General features: G+C 61.5%; 18 protein-coding genes and 2 tRNA genes. 10 read left to right on the plus strand and 10 right to left on the minus strand.

The annotated features are described in order from the left end of the window. Positions 1-227: 227 nt before the first annotated feature. Genes DOM33_RS04375 through sdhC form a run of 4 tightly spaced genes read right to left on the minus strand, consistent with a single transcriptional unit; the run spans position 228 to position 3,447 of the window. Positions 228-938 (minus strand): succinate dehydrogenase iron-sulfur subunit, encoded by a 711-nt coding sequence (locus tag DOM33_RS04375; protein WP_110666138.1) that lies wholly within the window; start codon positions 936-938, stop codon positions 228-230. A 14-nt stretch (positions 939-952) separates the two neighbouring features. After that, positions 953-2,725 (minus strand): succinate dehydrogenase flavoprotein subunit, encoded by a 1,773-nt coding sequence (gene sdhA / locus DOM33_RS04380; protein ID WP_110666140.1) that lies wholly within the window; start codon positions 2,723-2,725, stop codon positions 953-955. Between the two features lie 3 nt (positions 2,726-2,728). After that, on the minus strand, positions 2,729-3,076 hold the full coding sequence (gene sdhD, locus DOM33_RS04385; RefSeq protein ID WP_110666142.1) for a succinate dehydrogenase, hydrophobic membrane anchor protein: 348 nt from the start codon (positions 3,074-3,076) through the stop codon (positions 2,729-2,731). Further along, on the minus strand, positions 3,070-3,447 hold the full coding sequence (sdhC, locus tag DOM33_RS04390; protein ID WP_110666144.1) for a succinate dehydrogenase, cytochrome b556 subunit: 378 nt from the start codon (positions 3,445-3,447) through the stop codon (positions 3,070-3,072). The genes sdhD and sdhC overlap by 7 nt, the downstream gene beginning before the upstream one ends. Positions 3,448-3,965: 518 nt before the next feature. On the opposite strand from sdhC, the gene gltA reads away from it, so the two are divergent. Further along, positions 3,966-5,252, plus strand: a complete 1,287-nt coding sequence (gene gltA / locus DOM33_RS04395; RefSeq protein ID WP_110666146.1) for a citrate synthase — start codon at positions 3,966-3,968, stop codon at positions 5,250-5,252. 416 nt (positions 5,253-5,668) lie between these two features. Here the strand turns inward: gltA and DOM33_RS04400 are convergent. The 3 genes from DOM33_RS04400 to gltX form a co-directional block, all read right to left on the minus strand. Further along, a tRNA-Glu gene (locus DOM33_RS04400) sits at positions 5,669-5,744 on the minus strand. 27 nt (positions 5,745-5,771) lie between these two features. Next, a tRNA-Ala gene (locus DOM33_RS04405) sits at positions 5,772-5,847 on the minus strand. Between the two features lie 101 nt (positions 5,848-5,948). After that, the gene (gltX, locus tag DOM33_RS04410) at positions 5,949-7,427 is read right to left on the minus strand and encodes a glutamate--tRNA ligase (protein ID WP_110666148.1); all 1,479 of its coding nucleotides are present in this window, start codon (positions 7,425-7,427) and stop codon (positions 5,949-5,951) included. Between the two features lie 195 nt (positions 7,428-7,622). On the opposite strand from gltX, the gene DOM33_RS04415 reads away from it, so the two are divergent. Then, positions 7,623-8,234: a helix-turn-helix domain-containing protein gene (locus tag DOM33_RS04415; protein WP_110666150.1), complete on the plus strand. Its 612-nt coding sequence runs from the start codon at positions 7,623-7,625 to the stop codon at positions 8,232-8,234. 127 nt (positions 8,235-8,361) lie between these two features. After that, positions 8,362-8,586 carry a hypothetical protein gene (locus DOM33_RS04420; protein WP_110666152.1) on the plus strand — a complete coding sequence of 75 codons (225 nt, stop codon included), beginning with the start codon at positions 8,362-8,364 and terminating at the stop codon, positions 8,584-8,586. Between the two features lie 148 nt (positions 8,587-8,734). Here the strand turns inward: DOM33_RS04420 and DOM33_RS04425 are convergent, their stop codons facing one another. After that, positions 8,735-9,928 (minus strand): MFS transporter, encoded by a 1,194-nt coding sequence (locus DOM33_RS04425; RefSeq protein WP_239495263.1) that lies wholly within the window; start codon positions 9,926-9,928, stop codon positions 8,735-8,737. A gap of 531 nt (positions 9,929-10,459) precedes the next feature. Between DOM33_RS04425 and DOM33_RS04430 the strand changes: the two genes are divergently transcribed. The 4 genes from DOM33_RS04430 (at position 10,460) to putP (ending at position 16,723) form a co-directional block, all read left to right on the plus strand. Next, positions 10,460-10,831 carry a hypothetical protein gene (locus tag DOM33_RS04430; protein WP_110666156.1) on the plus strand — a complete coding sequence of 124 codons (372 nt, stop codon included), beginning with the start codon at positions 10,460-10,462 and terminating at the stop codon, positions 10,829-10,831. Between the two features lie 31 nt (positions 10,832-10,862). Further along, positions 10,863-11,633 carry a helix-turn-helix domain-containing protein gene (locus DOM33_RS04435; protein WP_110666158.1) on the plus strand — a complete coding sequence of 257 codons (771 nt, stop codon included), beginning with the start codon at positions 10,863-10,865 and terminating at the stop codon, positions 11,631-11,633. A 219-nt stretch (positions 11,634-11,852) separates the two neighbouring features. Next, entirely contained in the window at positions 11,853-15,041 is a 3,189-nt protein-coding gene (putA, locus tag DOM33_RS04440) for a bifunctional proline dehydrogenase/L-glutamate gamma-semialdehyde dehydrogenase PutA (protein WP_110666160.1), read from the plus strand. Positions 15,042-15,232: 191 nt separating this feature from the next. Then, entirely contained in the window at positions 15,233-16,723 is a 1,491-nt protein-coding gene (gene putP / locus DOM33_RS04445; RefSeq protein WP_110666162.1) for a sodium/proline symporter PutP, read from the plus strand. Positions 16,724-16,792: 69 nt separating this feature from the next. Here putP and DOM33_RS04450 read toward each other — a convergent pair whose 3' ends face one another. Next, positions 16,793-17,185 carry a GtrA family protein gene (locus tag DOM33_RS04450; protein WP_110666164.1) on the minus strand — a complete coding sequence of 131 codons (393 nt, stop codon included), beginning with the start codon at positions 17,183-17,185 and terminating at the stop codon, positions 16,793-16,795. Positions 17,186-17,585: 400 nt separating this feature from the next. Between DOM33_RS04450 and DOM33_RS04455 the strand changes: the two genes are divergently transcribed. Beyond that, positions 17,586-18,137, plus strand: coding sequence for an OmpW/AlkL family protein (locus DOM33_RS04455; RefSeq protein ID WP_110666166.1), 552 nt, complete (start codon positions 17,586-17,588; stop codon positions 18,135-18,137). A gap of 87 nt (positions 18,138-18,224) precedes the next feature. Here DOM33_RS04455 and DOM33_RS04460 read toward each other — a convergent pair whose 3' ends face one another. Next, positions 18,225-18,551 carry a YqcC family protein gene (locus DOM33_RS04460; RefSeq protein ID WP_110666168.1) on the minus strand — a complete coding sequence of 109 codons (327 nt, stop codon included), beginning with the start codon at positions 18,549-18,551 and terminating at the stop codon, positions 18,225-18,227. A gap of 215 nt (positions 18,552-18,766) precedes the next feature. Between DOM33_RS04460 and DOM33_RS04465 the strand changes: the two genes are divergently transcribed. Both DOM33_RS04465 and DOM33_RS04470 read left to right on the plus strand, forming a co-directional pair. Continuing rightward, the gene (locus DOM33_RS04465; protein WP_110666170.1) at positions 18,767-19,780 is read left to right on the plus strand and encodes a DUF3549 family protein; all 1,014 of its coding nucleotides are present in this window, start codon (positions 18,767-18,769) and stop codon (positions 19,778-19,780) included. A gap of 4 nt (positions 19,781-19,784) precedes the next feature. Beyond that, positions 19,785-20,222, plus strand: a complete 438-nt coding sequence (locus DOM33_RS04470; RefSeq protein WP_110666172.1) for an ATP-dependent zinc protease family protein — start codon at positions 19,785-19,787, stop codon at positions 20,220-20,222. Positions 20,223-20,241 lie beyond the last annotated feature (19 nt).

Below are 20,241 nucleotides of genomic sequence, written 5' to 3' on the forward strand. Positions count from 1 at the left end.
TCGGCGCCGGCCGCGATGAGGCGTATCGGCGTCACTCCGGACCGTCGCGAGACGGTATGACGATCGCACCGCAAACTTCGGCGCCATGATCGTTAAAGGCCGGTGCACTAGGCACCGGCCGACATCTATCCAACCCGATAGCTGCGACAATGTGCCGCAGCCCGTTGCTGTCGCGAATGATAACAAGCTCGCCGCTTCGATTTAAGTCGTAGATGCCCGTTCATTGATCACGTCGCGTTGGAGAGCAGCATTTCACGGATCTTGCCGATCGCCCGCGTGGGGTTGAGCCCTTTGGGACAGACCGCCACGCAGTTCATGATGCCGCGGCAGCGAAAGAGGCTGAACGGGTCTTCAAGCTCTGCCAGACGCGACTGGGTCGCGTTGTCGCGCGTGTCGGCGAGAAAGCGATACGCCTGCAGCAGGCCAGCGGGACCCACGAACTTGTCGGGGTTCCACCAGAACGACGGGCAGGCGGTCGAGCAGCAGGCACAGAGAATGCACTCGTAGAGGCCATCCAGCTTGTCGCGGTCTTCCGGTGACTGCAGACGTTCGATTGCCGGCGCCGCGGTGTCGTTCTGCAGATAAGGCTGCATACGCTCGTACTGCTTGTAGAAGAGCCCCATATCGACGACGAGATCGCGCATGACCGGCAGACCCGGCAGCGGGCGAAGAACGAGCTTGTTGTCCTTGATCACCTCCGAGACTGCGGTGACGCACGCCAGACCGTTCTTGCCGTTCATGTTCATGCCGTCGGAGCCACAGACGCCCTCACGGCAGCTACGGCGAAACGCCAGCGAGCTGTCCTGATCCTTGATCATGGTCAGCACGTTGAGAACCATCAGATCACGGCCCTGCGTGTCGATCTGGAACTCCTGCATGTAAGGTGCGGAGTCGGTCTCGGGGTTGTAACGGTAAACGGAAACCTGAAGATTGGACATGAGTGACAACCCCCTTAGTAGGTACGGATTTTCGGCTCGAAGGTATCGACCGTCTTCGGCGTGAAGTTCACTTCCCGCTTGGTCACCGTCTTGTTGCTCGGATGAAAGAGCGAGTGCTTGAGCCAGTTGACGTCGTCACGATCCGGGTAGTCGTAACGCGAGTGCGCGCCACGGCTCTCTTTACGCTCCAGCGCTGCGATGGCGGTCGCTTCGGCCACCTCGAGCAGATTATCCAGCTCGAGCGCCTCGACTCGCGCGGTATTGAAGGCGTTGGACTTGTCACCCAGATGCGCGTTACCGATACGCTCGCGCAGCTCGGCCAGCTTGGTCACGCCCTCTTGCATGTTGTCTTCCTGACGGAAGACGCCAAAGGCGTTCTGCATGATGCTCTGCAGCTCGGCTCGAAGATCGGCCACCGACTCGCCACCATTGGAGTCGTTCCAGCGCGACATGCGTGCCATGGCACGGTCGACGTCGGACTGCGAGGCTTCGAGGTAATCCACGCCTTCGTTGAGCGACTTCTCGATATGGATACCGGCAGCGCGGCCAAATACGACGAGATCGAGCAAGGAGTTACCACCCAGGCGGTTGGCGCCGTGTACCGAGACACAGGCCGCTTCCCCGCAGGCGAACAAACCGTTGATGATCCGATCGTTGCCATCGGCATCTTGCGCCAGCGCTTGACCGTTCACGTTGGTGGGAATGCCCCCCATCATGTAGTGACAGGTCGGCGTCACCGGAATCGGCTCTTTGACCGGATCGACATGCGCGAAGGTCTTGGAGAGCTCGACGATGCCCGGCAGGCGCTTCATCAATACCTCTTCCCCAAGATGGTCGAGCTTGAGCATCACGTGGTCGCCGTTCTCGCCACAGCCTCGACCTTCCAACACTTCCATGACCATCGCGCGAGCGACGACATCACGGCCGGCGAGGTCCTTGGCGTTGGGCGCATAGCGCTCCATGAAGCGCTCACCATCCTTGTTGATGAGGTAGCCACCCTCGCCACGGCATCCTTCAGTGACCAGACAGCCGGCCCCATAAATGCCGGTGGGATGGAACTGCCACATCTCCATGTCCTGCATCGGGAATCCGGCGCGTAGCGCCATACCGATACCGTCGCCGGTGTTGATAAGCGCGTTAGTGGTCGAGGCGAAAATTCGGCCTGCACCACCGGTCGCGAGTACCGTGGCCTTCGCCTTGACATGCGCGATCTCGCCAGTCTCGATACAGAGCGCGATACAGCCGACCACGTCGCCGTCGGCATTGGTCACCAGGTCCACCGCATACCACTCATCGAGGAAGACGGTGTTGTTCTTCAGGTTGTTCTGATAGAGCGTATGCAGCAGCGCATGGCCGGTACGGTCGGCCGCCGCGCAAGTCCGCGCCGCCTGACCGCCCTTACCGAAGTCCTTGGACTGCCCACCGAAGGGACGCTGATAGATACGCCCGTTGTCGAAACGCGAGAAAGGCAGACCCATGTGCTCGAGCTCGAAGACGGCTTTTGGCCCCTCTGAACAGAGGTACTCTGCGGCGTCCTGATCAGCAATGTAGTCGCCGCCTTTGACGGTATCGTACATATGCCAGCGCCAGTCATCTTCCGGGTCGGCAGAGCCAATTGCGCAGGTGATACCGCCCTGAGCGGAGACAGTGTGCGAACGGGTTGGAAATACCTTGGAAAGTACCGCGGTCTTCTTACCCGACTTGGCAAGCTCGAGTGCGGCTCGCAGGCCAGAACCACCACCACCGACGATGATGGCGTCGAATGTCAAGCTACGCATGGTAGACATAGATCAGGCTCCCCAGAGGACTTGGACGCCCCACACCAGAAAAACGAAGATGGCGAAAATGACGACGGCCTGGAAGGCGAATCGTGCACCGGTGTGTTTGAGATAGTCAGTGGAAACCGTCCAGAGACCGACCCAGGCGTGAGCGGCCATCGAAATGAAGGCCAGCAGCGAGAAAATGCGCATCCAGGTCTGAGAGAAGAGGCCACTCCAGGTGGCGTAATCCAGATTGGGATGAAACAGCAGGTAAGCGACCATGAAAACCGCATAGACAGCCAGTACGACGGCTGACACCCGCTGGATGAGCCAGTCGGAAAGCCCGCTGCGCCCGAGGTTCGTGATGTTGGTTACCATACCCAGACTCCTGCCAGAACCACCAGAACGGCACTGATCACGACCGTGATCTGCGCCTTACGCGTCCCCCCTTCCAGGTCGACCCCCATGCCCGCATCCATCAGCAGGTGCTTGATCCCTGCTACGAAATGAAAACCGAGCGCCGACAGCAGCCCCCAAGCAACCAGCTTGGCCAGCACGTTGTGTGCCAGGGCGTCGCTTACGGCATCGAAACCCTGTGGCGATGAAAGAGAAGCATCCAAGGCCCAGAAGCCGAAGATGAGGCCGACGAACAGAATAACGCCGGTAATGCGGTGCGCGATGGACGTTAGTGCGGGGAGTGGAAAGTGGATGGAGGAAAGATCGAGGTTTACTGGACGTTTGCTATTCACGGCTCTTCAACACTCTCTTGCCCCAAGACGGGCCAAGCCCGTTTGGGCGGTGGTTTTAAGAAGCAGGATCTCGGTCGCAGAATCGGAATCGATGCGGCCCAGGCCGAGCTGACGATGCCATATCGTGTGGACATCGATTATAGGGTTTGAGCCGCTGTATGACAAACGGCTACACGGGACGACAGTGCCGCCGAAGGCCCAATTGCTTCCTTTATTGCACGTGCTCCAAGGGCATACAGAGATAGCAAAAAATGCTAATTCGACGTCATTGTTTCATCTCCCCTTTCGCCCACGACGAGAGCGCACCACAATGATGACGTCCGCGCCTCAACTGTCGACAATCTCAAAAACGGGTAGAGCGGCTTGCGCCTTCCCGAGCGGGGATCGCGCTATCACCCTTTCGTCAAGGGGGTGCGACGAATTGACAAAGTGCGGCGGAAATCTATAGTGGGCAAATTATTTTTGCGCCCGCACTGCAGGAAAGACAAAGGGTTATGTCACGTTAAGGAGGCCACACAATGGCTGACAGAAAAGCGAAACTATCGATCGATGGCGTCGACGAAGCAATCGAATTCCCGGTGTATGAAAGCACTGTGGGCCCCGACGTCGTCGACGTACGTAGCCTGACTGCCGAAGGCTTTTTTACCTATGACCCTGGTTTCGTCGCCACCGCTTCCTGCGAGTCGAGCATCACCTACATCGACGGCGGGGAGGGAGTCCTCCTCCACCGTGGCTACCCCATCGAGCAGCTCGCGGAAAACTCTAACTACGTCGAGCTCTGCTATCTGCTGATGTTCGGAGAACTGCCCTCCTCCGATGAGTATGCCGAGTTCGAAAGCACGCTCGGCCGGCACACGATGGTTCACGAGCAGATCGTGAACTTTTACAAAGGCTTTCGCCGTGATGCCCACCCCATGGCGATACTGTGCGGCGTGGTGGGAGGCCTGGCCGCCTTCTACCATGACAACCTCGACATCACGCAGGCCGACCAGCGGCATGTCAGCGCCGTGCGCCTGATCGCCAAGATGCCGACTCTCGCCGCCATGTGTCACAAGTACAACATCGGCCAGCCCTTCATGTATCCACGGAACGATCTCAGCTACTCAGAGAACTTCCTGCACATGATGTTCGGCAACCCTTGCGAGAACTACGAGGTGAACCCGGTCATCGCCAAGGCGATGGACCGTATCTTCATGCTGCATGCCGACCATGAGCAGAATGCGTCGACCTCTACGGTTCGCCTTGCCGGCTCGACGGGCGCCAACCCCTTCGCGTGCATCAGTGCAGGCATAGCGGCCCTGTGGGGCCCGGCGCACGGCGGTGCGAATGAAGCTGTACTCGCGATGCTCGACGAGATCGGCGACGACTCCGAAGAGAATATCCAGCGCTTCATCGACAAGGCCAAGGACAAGGACGATCCGTTCAAGCTCATGGGCTTTGGCCATCGCGTGTACCGCAATTTCGACCCGCGAGCCAAGGTGATGAAAGAGACCTGCGACGAGGTCCTGGGCGAACTCGGCATCGGCGACGATGCCCAGCTGCAGATCGCCAAACGCCTCGAACAGATCGCCCTCGAGGACGAGTACTTCATCGAGCGCAAGCTTTACCCCAACGTCGATTTCTACTCCGGCATCATTCTCAAGGCGATTGGCATTCCTACCAACATGTTCACGGTGATCTTCGCCATGGCGAGGACGGTAGGCTGGATCTCGCACTGGAACGAAATGATTGCCAACGGCTACCGCATCAGTCGTCCGCGCCAGCTCTACAACGGTTACGACAAGCGCGATTACCCGAAGTCCTGACTCGCTCACGACCCTTTTTGATACACCCGCTAGCGTAGCGAGCACGAAAACCGCCGACAGGAATCGGCGGTTTTTTTATGCTCGCGCGCCGGGCGATGAAGATTTCCACACTTTCTGTGGATAAGCCTGTTAAAAACTCGCCGCAAGGGTCACACAAGTGGCATATTTACAGGGCTTTCAGCAAATCGTTTAATTTTTGACCACACACAAGTGATTGATTTACAAAGAAATAGAAGATGCTTCACGGTAATTCAGCAGCTTACGACGTATTTCGAAATCGCTGATGGCATTGGTGGAAAACAGCGGTGCTGTCAAGCATCCGGGGGCGTGAGCCGAGCAGTTATCAACAAGTCAACGTCGATCGTAAAGATCGCGGCTTGATGCAGCAGGGAAGGATGAAGCGGAGGAGATAGAGATGGCGTCCCATAGGGGGTTCGAACCCCTGTTACCGCCGTGAAAGGGCGGTGTCCTGGACCACTAGACGAATGGGACGCAAAAGACGGCATTGGCCGGTTCTCGTGGTGGAGCCTAGCGGGATCGAACCGCTGACCTCGACACTGCCAGTGTCGCGCTCTCCCAGCTGAGCTAAGGCCCCGTCCCAAGAACGGGGCGAAATATACGCTCGATGACCCAATGGGTCAACGCTTTCAACGTAATTCTTGTCACGTGCCGCTCGCCACACGACATGAGCCGAAGTCAGAGGTCCCGGTAGCGCTTCTCGAGCCGTTTTCCTTGCTTCTTGGAGACGCCGCCAAGTGTCTCGATGGCATGGCGGAGTCGTGCACGCGTCATGTCCGAGCCAATGATTGCCATGGTATCGAGCACGGAGGTCGAGTGCGCGCTTCCCGTCACGGCAATGAATACCGGTGCCAAGAAGTTCTTCATCTTCATCTCCAGCTGTTCCGCCAGCTTCTTGACCTCGGCCAGTAGCGTCTCTTTCTCCCAGCGAGCTACGCCTTCCAGACGCCAGGTCAGGAACTGCAGCAGCTCGACGAGCGACTCACGTTCGAGATTGATGCCCTCGAAGCTCTCTTCGTTGATCGCCGGCAGCCCCGAGAAGAAGTGCCCGGCCAACGGAATCGCCTCGGAGAGCGTCGAGATGCGCGGACGAATCTGCGGCAGAATCTGAGAAACGTAGGCCTCATTGAACGCCCAGTCGCGCAGCGCCTGGAGTAGCGCGGCGTCATCGAGATCCTCGCGCAGGTAGACACCATTGAGCCAGGTCAGCTTCTCGAGATCGAACACCGGCCCACCCAGTGAAACGCGCTGGATGTCGAACTGCGAGACCATCTCGTCGAGGGTGAATTTCTCGCGATCATCAGGCATCGACCAGCCCATCCGCCCCAGGTAGTTCGTCACCGCCTGCGGCAGATACCCCATCCGCCGATAATAGTTGATCGACGTGGGGTTCTTGCGTTTGGAAAGCTTGGACTTGTCAGGATTGCGCAGCAGCGGCATATGGCAGAGCCGCGGCATGGGCCAGCCGAAGTACTCGTAGAGCAACTGGTGCTTGGGCGCCGAGTTGATCCACTCCTCGCCACGCAGAACATCGGTAATCCCCATGAGGTAATCATCGACGACGTTGGCCAGGTGATAGGTAGGCATCCCGTCAGACTTCATCAGGATCTGCGCATCGATCTGCGCCCATTCGACCTCGATCCGCCCGCGCAGCAAATCCTCGACGACGCACACACCACTCTCGGGCACCCGCATGCGCACCACGAACGGCCACTCTTCCCGCTCGCGACGTGCCTGCTCCTCCGGCTCGAGCGCCAAGTCGTTCGGCTTGAGCGCGAGATGCTCTCCAGCTTCCCGGCGCGCTTCCCTCAGCGTGTCGAGTTCTTCGCTGGTGCGGTAGCACTTGAAGGCGTGCCCGGCGTCCAACAGCTTCTGGGCATGCTCGGCATAGATCTCTCCCCGCTCGCTCTGCCGATAGGGACCGTGCGGGCCGCCGACGTCGGGCCCTTCGTCCCAGTCGAGCCCGAGCCAGCGCAGCGAATCGAGGATCATCTGCTCCGACTCGCTCGTCGAGCGCTGGCGATCGGTGTCCTCGATACGCAGAATGAACTGGCCGCCGTGCTGACGGGCGTAACACAGGTTGAATAACGCGATGTAGGCCGTGCCGACATGGGGGTCGCCGGTCGGCGATGGTGCGATGCGCGTGCGTACAGTCATGATTCCAATCCGTTGATGAACGAGCGTGCGCCATTATACGCGTCGCGCACCGGGCTGCCGATGTCGTGGCTCGATAGCCGTACCGAGTCCGCTACGCTTCCGCCACCCTGGGCAACCCGAAACATACTTAGGGAGTGAAACGCTATGCTTGCGCTCTGGTAAGCATTCGCATTCCCACCCAGGCGAGAACTTCGGATGGACGGGCTAGGACCAAGAATCAAACAGCTCCGGCTTCAAGCCGGACTCAGTAAAGCCGCACTGGCGCGTCGAGTCGGAGTCTCCGACGTCACCATCTCCTATTGGGAGTCCGGGACCATCAAGCAGATCGGACACGAGCGTCTGGTCGCCTTGACCTCGGCACTCGACTGTTCACTGCGGGAGCTGCTCGACGAAGACGCCATGAACGCGATCGCCGGCATTCCCTCGCAGGCGGGCTGCAAGGTCCTTTCGTTGAAGGCCGACCGTGCCGCGCCCTGGGAGCGAGACTCGGGTCGCGAGAGTGACCTCTCCACCGTTCAGTTACTGATGGAAGACGGCCAACTGGTAACGCCGGCCGAAGGTGAGAACTTCGATTTTCTGGTCGAAGGAGATCTTGCCGCCATCTCGCCGACCGAGAGCCTTCAGCAAGACGGCCTCTATCTGATCGAGCGCGAGGGACGACTCAACATCCAATATCTGGAGCGGCTGGCTTCGGGACGTATGCGGGTCAGCGGCGAGCAGCTCGACGGGGCGAGCGTTGAAAGCATTCGCAACCCGCCCTTCCGCATTCTGGGCCAGCTTCGGGCCCGCTGGCGACGTCAGACATGACTGGGCGTCGTAAGCGACGCCCGTCCAGCGCCCGTATCTCGGCCGTCGTCGGACGCCTTCGCCGCTCGACCCGGTCACCCCGCCAAGCCAATCATCACTGAACGACATAGACGTCGAGGATCGTGCAATGGATATGTTCACGCTGAAACAGGTCGAATCCCAATGGGTCGCCTCCTGCCGGGCATGCGGACACGAGCAAGCACTGCAGGCCGCTGAAAACGGTAACGAAGTCGCGACAAATCGCGTCGTCGATATCAAGTGTGAACGCTGCCCCAGCGAGGAACAGAGTCTCACTCTCTCCGCGACCCACGACATGCTGGCCGGTCACGCCTACGGTACGCCATCCGCCTAGACGACGCGGGCACGGGCAATTGCTCCTCTATCCGCAATCCCTGTGCCATGCATGACAAGGCCGGACTTTCGGCCCGGCCTCCTAGCCCTATCTCGCTTGGCGTAATCGACGCATGCAGAGTCTTGAAACACCCGGGTTGGCGCCACGGCTATTCCGGCGTTTTCGGCTCGAGCCAGCGTGCCAATCCGTAGATCAGTAGCCCCCCGACCGCCATCGCTGCGCCGACATAACCCGTGGACGTCCAGCCGAAACCGGCCGTGATGGCCATTCCCCCAAGCCAGGGCCCCAGCGCGTTGGCGATATTGAAAGCCGCATGATTGGACGCCGCCGCCATGGTCTGCGCGTCTTTTGCCACATCCATCAGGCGAATCTGCAGTGCTGGTGACAGCGCAACCATACTGCCCACGGTCATGACCGACAGCACCACGCTCCATACCGAGTTCGCCGCGACCGGGAATAGCAGCAGAATCAGCGTACTGAAGCCGAGGATCCACCCCACGGACCGAAACTGGAGCTTGTCGAACAGCCACCCGCCGACGATATTACCGGCGATCGCCCCGACCCCGAATGCCGCCAGCACGACCGGTACCCAGTGCTCCTCGATCCCCGTCACATTGATCAAAGTGGGGGCGAGATAGCTGAAGACACTGAACATGCCAGCAAAGCCGATTGCGCCGATACCGAGCGTCAGCCAAACCTGACGCCGTCCCAGCGCGGCGAGCTCGGTCATCGGCTTGGAGCGGGCCTCTTCGCGATTCACCGGCAGGTAGAGCGCCACCATGATGACCGTCGCGACACCGATTGCCCCCACCAATCCGAACGCGTAGCGCCAGCTGAGCAGCTGGCCGAGCCAGGTCGCCAGCGGATTACCGAATAGCATCGCTGTCGTGATACCCAGCATGACGCGACTGACCGCCTTGGCCCGCTTGTGCGGCGGCACCATCGATGCCGCTACCAGCGCCGCCACACCGAAATAGGCGCCGTGTGGAAGTCCGGAAATGAAGCGAAAGAGCATCAGCGAGTAGTACTCGGGGGCGATCGCGCTGGCAAAGTTGCCAGCCGCAAAAAAGACCATCAGCAGCAGCAGCAGCTGACGTCGGAAGAGGTAGGAGCCGAAAATGGCGATGAGCGGCGCGCCGACGACCACGCCGAGCGCATAGGCGCTGATCAGATGGCCGACCTGCGTCTCGCCGACCCCCAGGCCTCGCGCCACATCCGGCATCAGCCCCATGATCGCGAATTCCCCGGTGCCGATAGCAAACCCGCCAACGGCGAGCGCGAGCTCGATGAGCAACGCCACGCGCGCCGAGGGGCGCACTTCGGTTTCCACACTCTCCGCCACAATCATCCCCTACTTTGGTCTAACGCCATTGATCGAGTCACATTATTCACACGCTAACGGGCATTGGAAACCGTCCGTGCTGACAAGTGTGGAGCCAGAATAGGCGAAGCGTGGTGCACGAGGGCATATCGCCGGGGAACTTTTGACGATTCAGCGGCTCATAAGGACCAGGGAATTTAACGTCATCGCGTCGTCTTCCTAGCTTACTGTTAGCGATCATTGTCGCCGCGCTCCTTGCGCGGCGATTTTTTTGTCGGGCAACGACACGAGCCAAGTGGGCCGACAGCGGCTTGGCATCCTCCCCACTCCATGCCCCCAGCGTGACTCGATGCGGCGGGAGGCGATACTCGTCTACATCGGGCCACCGCTCGTTACCAATCAGTGTCGCCCTTCCCCTTCGACGTTACGGACCGCGTCGACTCTCGTCTCGCCATGGTCTTGCTATGCGGCATGTCTGGCGGTCCGATGGGCTCGAAAGTGACCCCCATGTTAGACTCGCCGCCCTGCCATCCGCGTCTTCGGAGAGCGTCCGTGCTGCTCTACTTTGTCGTCTTCGCCGTTTGTCTGCTCATCACGCTGTTCACCGTGATCGCCCTGATGGTGTCGCGCACGCCCCGCTACCGCACCCAGGCGACGGATCTGCTGGGGCTATTCGATGACGTACTCTCCAACCGCGCCAGCGAAGCGCAATGGCACACGCTGATCGGCTACCCCATTCGTCACGATCCCTATCTCGAGAATCTGCGACGCCGCTGCCAACATCTCATGGAGCAGTACGGTCGCCCCTGGCAGGCAGCCCAGGGAGGGTCGTTACTGTCTCGTGCCGGCCGCGACGAGCTCATCGGGCTCAGAGACCACCTGGCCGCTCATACCGCGCTTGCACCGGGGGAGTACCGCGCGTGATGGACATCCGCCAGCCGGCCGTGGACCGTCCGTGACCGACAGCATCCGACAGACGCCGCTGGACACCGCGGTGCATCATCATCATCACGAGCATCATCAGATCGTGATCGGCCTTGCGGGTTACGCCGAGTTCGAGATCGGCCATCAAAGCGGCGTCATCGCCCCGCTGTCCGGCTGTCTCGTCCCGGCCAACGTCGAACACTACTATCAGGGTATCGGTGAAAATCGGCAGTTGATCATCGATCTCGACGATGACGCCGACGCCCTGACCGGCGCCCACCGCTCCCTGCGCCGCCTCTTCGACCGCCCCGGCTACTTCACGCTCGACGAGTCGCTGACGCACTATCTGCAGTTTCTGCTCCAGGAAAGCGCAAGACCGCGGCACATGCCCACCGGCCTACTCGTCACGACGCTGTTGAGCGCGCTGCAGACGCGGATCGAGGATCAGCAGCCGTCGCGCATGCGCGACTCCCGACGGACTCGAACACTGGATATCGCGCGTCTGGAGCGCTATGTGCAGTCGCATCTGCACCGCCGAATCCAGGTCGCGGATCTTGCCCGTCTGGTCTGTCTGAGCGAAGCCCATTTCAGCGAACGCTTTCGCAACCAGACAGGCCTCACGCCGTACCAGTTCGTGCTGCGACAACGACTCGCCAGTGCGCGTGAGCTGATACTCGCCGACGAGCTGAGCCTTGCGGTCATCGCCGAACGCGCCGGCTTCGCCAGCCAGAGCGCGCTGAGCCATGCGTTTCGACGTCACTACGGCCACCCCCCGATCGCGCTCCGCGCACGCTATCGCTGAGCCTCGGCTGCGCCGGCACTTTCCTGCCGAGCGTCACCTGCCTTCCGACCGCAATTTCTGACATCGCTAACCGGGGAATTTGGCAAGCACGGCTCGCCGGTTTCACGCTAGAGTCGAGGCATCGCTCCTTTCGTCCATCCCGGGTGGAACGGCGCCGCCTCGCAGACTCCGGTTACCGTGTGACGCGCGTCTCCAGCCCGTTCGCTACAGGGTTGCCCCATGCTGAAAGCCGATCAGATGCTCGAGACCGCTACCTGGCAGACCTCGCTGGAGACGCTGTTTTCGCGTATCAGCGAGCACTACATCGTTGACGAACAGGCCTACGTGGACGAACTGATCACGCTGCTGGGCGCCGATGAATCCGACTGCGCCCGCACCGGTGAAGCCACGGCCTCGCTCGTGCGCGACGTTCGCGGCATGGAGTCTGCCGTCGACTCCATCGATGAGCTGCTCCAGCAGTACAGCCTGGATACGCAGGAAGGCGTGCTGCTCATGTGTCTGGCAGAAGCACTTCTACGCGTGCCCGACAAGGCGACCGCCGATGCGCTGATCGACGACAAGCTCGGCGTCGCCGAATGGAAGACCTATCTCGGCCAGAGTGAATCCTGGCTGGTCAACGCCTCCACCTGGGGGCTGCTGATGACCGGCAACGTACTGAAGATGGACAAGCCCCGCGACGGCAAGCCGGCGAGTTTCATCAACCGCATGGTCAACCGCATGGGCGAGCCAGTCATCCGCAGCGCGATGTACCAGGCGATGCGGATCATGGGCCAGCAGTTCGTGCTGGGCCGCACCATCGGAGAAGCCCTCAAGCGTTCCAAGCCGCTGTTCGACAAGGGCTACACCTACTCCTACGACATGCTCGGCGAAGCCGCGCGCACCCGTGACGACGCGCGGCGCTACTACGACGACTACGCCGCCGCCATCAGGGAAGTCGGTGAAACCAGCCGTCGGCTCGACGCCGGCACCCCGGCGCCGTCGGTCTCGATCAAGCTCTCCGCGCTGCACCCGCGCTACGAATTCGGCCGTCGCACCCAGGTGCTCGAAGAGCTCGTCGGCACCGTCAAATCCTTGGTCGAACTGGCTCGCGAACGCCACGTCGCCCTGACCATCGACGCCGAGGAGGTGGACCGTCTGGAGCTCTCGCTCGAGGTCTTTCGAGCGGTGTTCGAAAGCGAGGTATGTACCGGCTGGGGCCATTTCGGACTGGTCGTGCAGGCCTACTCCAAGCGCTGCCTGCCGGTACTGCACTACATCAACCGCCTCGCCGACGAGCAGGGAGACGAGATCCCGCTGCGCCTGGTCAAGGGCGCCTACTGGGATAGCGAGATCAAGGAGTCGCAGCAGCTCGGTGTCGACGGCTACCCGGTTTACACGCGTAAGGCCTGTACGGACGTCGCCTACCTTGCTTGCGCGCGCTTTCTGCTGTGCGACGAGACGCGTGGGCGCATCTTCCCGCAGTTCGCGACCCATAACGCCCATACCATCACCCAGATTCTGGAGTTCGCCAATCGCGCGAATCGTCGCTTCGAATTCCAGCGGCTTCACGGTATGGGCGAGGCACTTTACGATGCCGCCCTGCCGCGAGCGCCGGAGGGCACGTACTGCCGCATCTACGCGCCGGTCGGGGCGCACAAGGATCTGCTGCCCTACCTGGTGCGCCGTCTGCTCGAGAACGGCGCCAACTCCTCCTTCGTCCATCAGCTGGTCGACCCGCGGGTCCCGGTGGAGTCGCTCTGCGTCCATCCGGTCGAAACCCTGCGCCGGGTCGATGGCCACGCCAATCCCAAGATTCCGCTACCGCGTGACATCTACGGCCCGGCCCGACGCAACTCCCGCGGCGTCAATCTCAACGTCGACAGCCAGTATCGTCCGCTGATGACGCAGATGGCGGCGTTCATGGCGCGTGAGTACGCGGCGAAACCGCTGCTCGCCTTCGACGTGACGGACGATAGCGACGCTCGCCAACGCGTCTTCGCGCCCTTCGATCGCCGCCAGTTCGTCGGCCATGTCCAATGGGCCAGTGCCGATCAGACCGAGCGTGCCATCGACAGTGCGTGGAAAGCCTTTCCTGAATGGCGCGACACGCAGGTCGAGACCCGAGCGGCGATTCTCGAGCGACACGCCGAACTGATGGAAGAGAACCTCGCCGAGCTGATGTCGCTCTGCTCCCGCGAAGGCGGCAAGCTGCTCACCGACGGCGTCGACGAAATTCGCGAGGCGGTCGACTTCTGCCGCTACTACGCCGCTCGGGCACGTGAGCTGTTTGCCGCGCCCATGCCGCTGCCGGGCCCGACGGGAGAGTCCAACGAACTGTCGCTGAGCGGCAAGGGCGTTTTCGCGGCGATCAGTCCGTGGAACTTCCCGGTCGCCATCTTCACCGGCCAGATCGTCGCCGCGGCAGTCGCCGGTAATACCGTGCTCGCCAAGCCGGCCGAGCAGACATCCTTGATCGCCTACCGCGTCATCGAGCTGCTTCACGAGGCCGGCATGCCCCGTGAGGTGGTCCAGCTGCTGCCCGGTGACGGTGCGACCGTGGGCAGCGTGCTGAGCGGCGATTCACGCATCACCGGCATGGTATTCACCGGCTCTACCGATACCGCTCAGATCATCAACCGCTCGCTCGCGGCTCGCGAGAACGCGCCGCTGCCCACGCTGATCGCCGAGACCGGCGGCCTCAACGCGATGATCGTCGATTCGACCGCCCTTCCGGAACAGGTGGTGGCCGACGTCGTGCATTCGGCGTTCCAGAGCGCCGGGCAGCGCTGTTCCGCACTACGCGTCCTCTATCTCCAGGAAGACGTGGCCGATCGCGTCATCACCATCCTCGAAGGCGCGATGAAGGAGTTGCGCATCGGCGATCCGCGCGACCTGGGTACCGACGTCGGGCCAGTGATCGACGAAGAAGCACGCGACGGGCTGCTTGCCCATGCCGAGCGACTGACCGCGGAGGGGCGCCTGCTGGCAAAAACCGGTCTCGACGAAGCGCAAACGCAGCACGGCACCTTCGTCGCACCGATGGCGTTCCGGATCGACGGCATCGACGCGCTCGAGCGCGAGCAGTTCGGCCCGCTCCTGCACATCGTGCGTTATGGCGCCGATGAGCTCGAAAGCGTGATCGATACAATCAATGCCAAGGGTTACGGCCTGACGTTCGGCGTCCACAGCCGCAACGAAAGCTTCACCCGTCACGTCGCGGCGCGCCTGCAGGTCGGCAACGTCTACGTCAACCGCAACATCATCGGGGCGGTGGTGGGCGTGCAGCCCTTCGGCGGTCAGGGCTTCTCGGGCACCGGTCCCAAGGCCGGCGGGCCCCACTATCTGCTACGTTTCGCCACCGAAAAGACCTGTACAATCAATACGGCAGCGCTCGGCGGGAACGCCTCGCTCCTGGCGATGGGTGATTGATCGCGAGTCGTGCATGCGGGTGACGCACCGCGGATCGCATTCGTTGCCCGTCAAGATTGCTCGCCAAGAAAGTGGGCGCTGCATAGTTGAAATCTCGAACCGTTACGCCGACCGGACCGGATTCGGTCGGCGCAGGGTTTTCGAGCTCGGTAGCCCTCTGACGGCCCAACAACACCAATAGGAGACGCTCCATGGCCATCGGTGTCTGGATCAGCCTCATCGCTTACTTCGTGCTCATGATCGGCATTGGTGTCTACGCCATGCGCACATCCACCTCGACCTCCGAGGACTACATGCTGGGCGGGCGGACGCTCAGCCCGCAGGTGGCAGCACTCTCCGCCGGCGCCTCCGACATGAGTGGCTGGCTGCTACTGGGGTTACCCGGAGCGCTGTTCGCATCCGGGCTCGGTTCGGCCTGGATCGGCATCGGTCTGTTCGTGGGGGCCTTCTTCAACTGGCTGCTGGTCGCGCCCCGCCTGCGGGAACAGACGGTGCATTACGGCAACGCGATTACGATCCCCGCGTTTCTGGCGAACCGTTTTCCCACGCGGGCGCTGTCGCTGAGAACGATCTCCGCCATCGTCATCGTCATCTTCTTTGCGGTCTATACCGCCTCAGGGCTGGTCGCGGGGGGCAAACTCTTTCAAAGCGCTTTCGCCGGCGTCATCGATATCGGTGGCCTGAGCGATTACGCCACCGGCGTGATCATCACGCTCGGCGTGGTGCTCGTGTACACCGTCGTCGGCGGTTTTCTGGCGGTCAGCCTCACCGACTTCGTGCAGGGCTGCATCATGATGCTGGCGCTGGTGATCATGCCCGCGGTCGTGCTCTTCGGAGAAGGCGGCGGCGGTTTCTCGCAGGCGTCGCAGACCCTCAACGAGGTGGACCCCACCCTGTTTTCCTGGACGGCCGGTCTCACCTTCATCGGCTGGCTGTCGGCGGTAACTTGGGGTTTGGGCTATTTCGGTCAGCCGCACATCATCGTGCGTTTCATGGCGATTCGCTCGCTGAAGGACGTTCCCATCGCGCGTAACATCGGCATGAGCTGGATGCTGATCTCGCTCATCGGTGCGATATCGGTCGGGCTTTTCGGCCGCGCCTATGCGGTACGTAACGGACTCGAGGTCGCCGATCCGGAGACGATCTTCATCGTTCTCGCCAACCTGCTGTTTCATCCGTTGATTACCGGCTTTCTCTACGCGGCGCTTCTGGCGGCCGTGATGAGCACCATTTCCAGCCAGTTGCTGGTCGCCTCTTCGTCGCTGACCGAAGATTTCTATCGTCTATTCCTGCGCAAGCAGGCAACCGAGAAAGAGACCGTACGGGTGGGACGCCTGAGCGTCGTCGCCGTTGGCATCGTCGCGGCGATCATCGCCTCCGACCCCGGCTCTCAGGTGCTCGGTCTGGTCAGCAACGCCTGGGCGGGCTTCGGCGCGGCGTTCGGACCGCTGATCCTGCTGTCGCTAATGTGGTCGCGCACCAACGGTACCGGCGCCATCGCCGGCATGGTCGTGGGCGCCCTCACCGTCATCGTCTGGATCGCGCTGGGCTGGAACGCCTCGTTCCTGGGCGGCCCGGGCGTCTACGAGATCATTCCGGGCTTCATCGCGGCGCTCATCGCGATCATCGTGGTGAGCCGGGCGACCGCCGATGCCGGTGAATACAAGCAGGTCGATACCTGAGCCGGGACCTGGCGGCCTTTCACACTGAAGACATAGGGCGCCTGCGGGCGCCCTTTTCGATGGCAGCGTTCAGCTTTGCGGTTCACGAAACGCCCAGAGCCGCGAACCCACGTAGGTAATCAGCGGTACGGTCAGCGTCGCGATACCGATCGGCCAAAAGCCGGAGAGCGATGTAGTAGCCAGCAGCAGCGCGAGCACGACGTTGTTGAGGGCGAACCCGAGCACGGCGAGAAGAAAAAACCGCCGCGCCCGGCCTCGGGCGTGAAACGTCAGGCGCCGGTGACCGAACAGCGAGATCTGAAAGGCAAAGAAAAAGCCGCAGCAGTTGACCAGAAACTCAGAAAGCGCAGGCAGCGCCGCGCTCATCGCCGCGGCGATGGCGAGATGCGCCGCGGTGGCCGCACTACCCACGATACTGAACTTCGCCGCCGTCTTGGCTTCTCGCTTGAGCCGACGCTTCATGCCGATATGCCCTGGCCGCAACCCCGACGAGAGCCGGCCTGGGGCGCCAGCAGATCGTCGGCAGTGACGTCACATAGGCGGTGTCGCGCTGGCTCAGTGGAGTGGTGCATGCGAGTTTCTCGATCCCGTGAGTGGAGAGGCGGTACGGATGGCGTTGTCGACTGACCAAAGAAAACCTAGCGTAATTCTTGGCGAAGTCGATGATGGCGAGCTACGTTAAGCCCAACGGTCGATCTACGCCATATGCGAGCTCGAGCGGTAATCTTCGGCCGGTAAAAAAACGCCGTTTCAAAATTTCACTGGACTTAGAGAACAGCGTTTCCTATCATAGCGCCGTTGTCCCATTGAATGTGAAAGCCGGTAATACGGCTTCATGACGTAGATAAGGGAGTACTTACTCATGACCAAGACCAAACTGTTCTCCGCCATGGCCCTCGCCGGTGCTTGCGCATTCGGAACTCAGGCGGCTTTCGCTTATGGCCAGGGTGACTTCTTCGCCCGTGCAGGCGTTGCCAAAGTCGATACCGACGACGGCTATGCCGATGACGATACCGGTGCCTACCTCGGCCTCGGCGTCATGGTTCACGACAAAGTCGGCATCGAACTGAGCTCCATGACCGAAACCACCGTCAACGCCGAAGGCGGTGACTTCAAGCAGGTTCCGATCAACCTGATGGCTCAGTACTACCCGCTGGGCGGCATGGATTCCCGCGTTCAGCCGTACGCCGGCCTGGGCGTCAACTACACCACGTTCAACGATGAAAACAACATCGGTAGCGTGGACGAATCCTGGGGCGCCGTTGGTCAGCTGGGTGTCGACCTGAACGTCACCGACAACTTCGGTTTCAACGCCTTCGCTCAGTACGCTGATGTCGAAGCTGACGTCAGCGGCGGCAAAGACGTCGACGTCAACCCGCTGACCGTGGGTGCCGGCGCGATGGTCCGCTTCTAAGACCTCAGCGCGATCGAAAAAACCGGGCCTCTGGCCCGGTTTTTTTATGTCCGACTGCCGCTCATTCGACAAGAACGAGTCGAGCCCTCAAGCCTGGGTCACGGCACGATCGACTCGCGCGATCGCCTCGATGACCTGTGCCTTCTGCGGCATCGGCGAGTCCTTGAGATAGACTTCCATCGCCGGCGCCACGTCGCAGCTTGCCGGCAGCGCTGCCCCCGCCTCGAGTATTGCGCGTAGACGCGCGACGAACACGTAGCGCAACCACTGAGGTAGCGTCATGGTATCCACGCAGAACGGCTGCGCACTCTCGAAAGCCGCCGGCTCCGGCTGGCTCTGCTGCCATAGATCGGCGCCCTTCAGTGCGTCCTCGAGGTCGCTAAGCGCCTCACGCACCGTATCTTGTGCACTCATTGAAACTCCTTGGTTGACATCGCCGCGGTCGACCGCCGTCGACCAGCGCGGCTTGATCACAGAAACCCTGAAAGAGACTGTGGATAAACTTGGGATAGGTCCCGGGTCGCGGCGTGTTCGCCGCGCTCATGAGACATGCTTAAATTTTGACCGCCCCCTATTCTCGTCTTGAGCCCGGCGTTACAGTGCCGCCTCGAAAACCGACGGGCGAGAACATGCAGACGCTGAGTGATTTTTTCAAACAGACCAACGCAGACGTTGCGATCTTTGCACTCGGACGACGCGTACAGATGATGCCACGCGAGGCGTTCGAGACCTTCGAGCGGGAGCAAACGCCTTGGCCGCTCCCCTGGCAGGGTCAGGCCCAGCTCGCTTGCGCCATCCGGTGGCCGGAGATGGACGACCCGGCGATCTGGTTCATTGCGCTCCCGCTGGATGAGCAGGCCATGCTCTCCCCGGCCGCACGGGACGCCTTCCTGGAACGGCTGCTGCGCACCATCGGCTCGACACCGGGGGCGGCCAGTGGGGACGCGGCACCGGTAGAGAATCTCATGCAGGACAACCCGGTCGCCTTCGATCCCGAGGTCCATCAGCGAGCGTTGCTGCATGCCTGGCTCTCGCGACACTTCGACCGTCCCGTCTCACCCCACGCCGAACTGGCGAGACGCTATCTCGCCAATGAGGAGACGGTCAGTTGGCAGATGGTTGGCCTTCAGGGGCTGGCCGACCTCGTCGTCGATCCCAATGCGCTCGAAGAAGGTACCTGGCAACGAAGGCTCCCGGAACTCCCCCGAGAGGTCCTGCTGCCGCTTTGCTATCTTCTCGAGCACGGTCACGCCAGTGAGTCCCTGGTAGAGGCGCTGATTGCGCAGCTGTCGCCTGCCTGGGCCCAGGGAGATCTCGAGCTTTACTGCGCCTTGATACGGGCAGTCGTCGGTAGCGATTCGGCGCTCGCCAGCGCCTGGCTCGAAGCGTGGCTGGACGAGACGCCCGCTCGAGCGGCCGACTGCCTGGTGGCGGTTGCCGCCCGCGGCTGGCATCACCTGGAACACGAGACGCGACTCGAGCGCTTCCTGAATCGGCTCGCCACGTGCGAAAAACTTAACTTTCGTCGGGTGATTCGTGATTTGGCATTGATCCCCCGCCTAAGGTTGCCAATAGTGATGATGTTGCGCCAAGCGCCGACAGAGAGCGCAGTGGGTCGGCGCGTTGCCGAATGGAAGTCATGACCGAATGAAGCCACTGCCCTACCAAGCCAAAGCGATCATCGGAAGGCGTGAGATGGTCTCGCTGCCCGACATGAACCTGACTCTCTGCTGCAAGGCAGATACCGGCGCTCGTACCTCGGCACTACACGCCGAGTCGATCGAGCCCTTCGAGGAAAACGGCCATCCTTGGGTCCATTTCGTCACGCGTATCAGCGGCGGCGATACACCGGCGCACGAATGCCGAGTCGCACTGCACGACCGGCGCAAGGTGAGAAGCTCGAACGGCCACGAACAGTGGCGCTACGTCATCCGCACCCGTTTGCTGCTTGGCGGGCTCGACTTTCCCATCGAGTTGACGCTGACCGACCGCAGTAACATGCGCCATCCCATGCTGCTGGGCCGTCGCGCCATGCGCCGCCTGCTGGTCGCACCGGGTGCCGCTTTCCTACACGGCGAACCCTGATTCGCTCACGGAGCCAACA

The sequence above is a fragment of the Salinicola halophilus genome (genome assembly GCF_003206155.1).
Lineage (GTDB): Bacteria > Pseudomonadota > Gammaproteobacteria > Pseudomonadales > Halomonadaceae > Salinicola > Salinicola halophilus.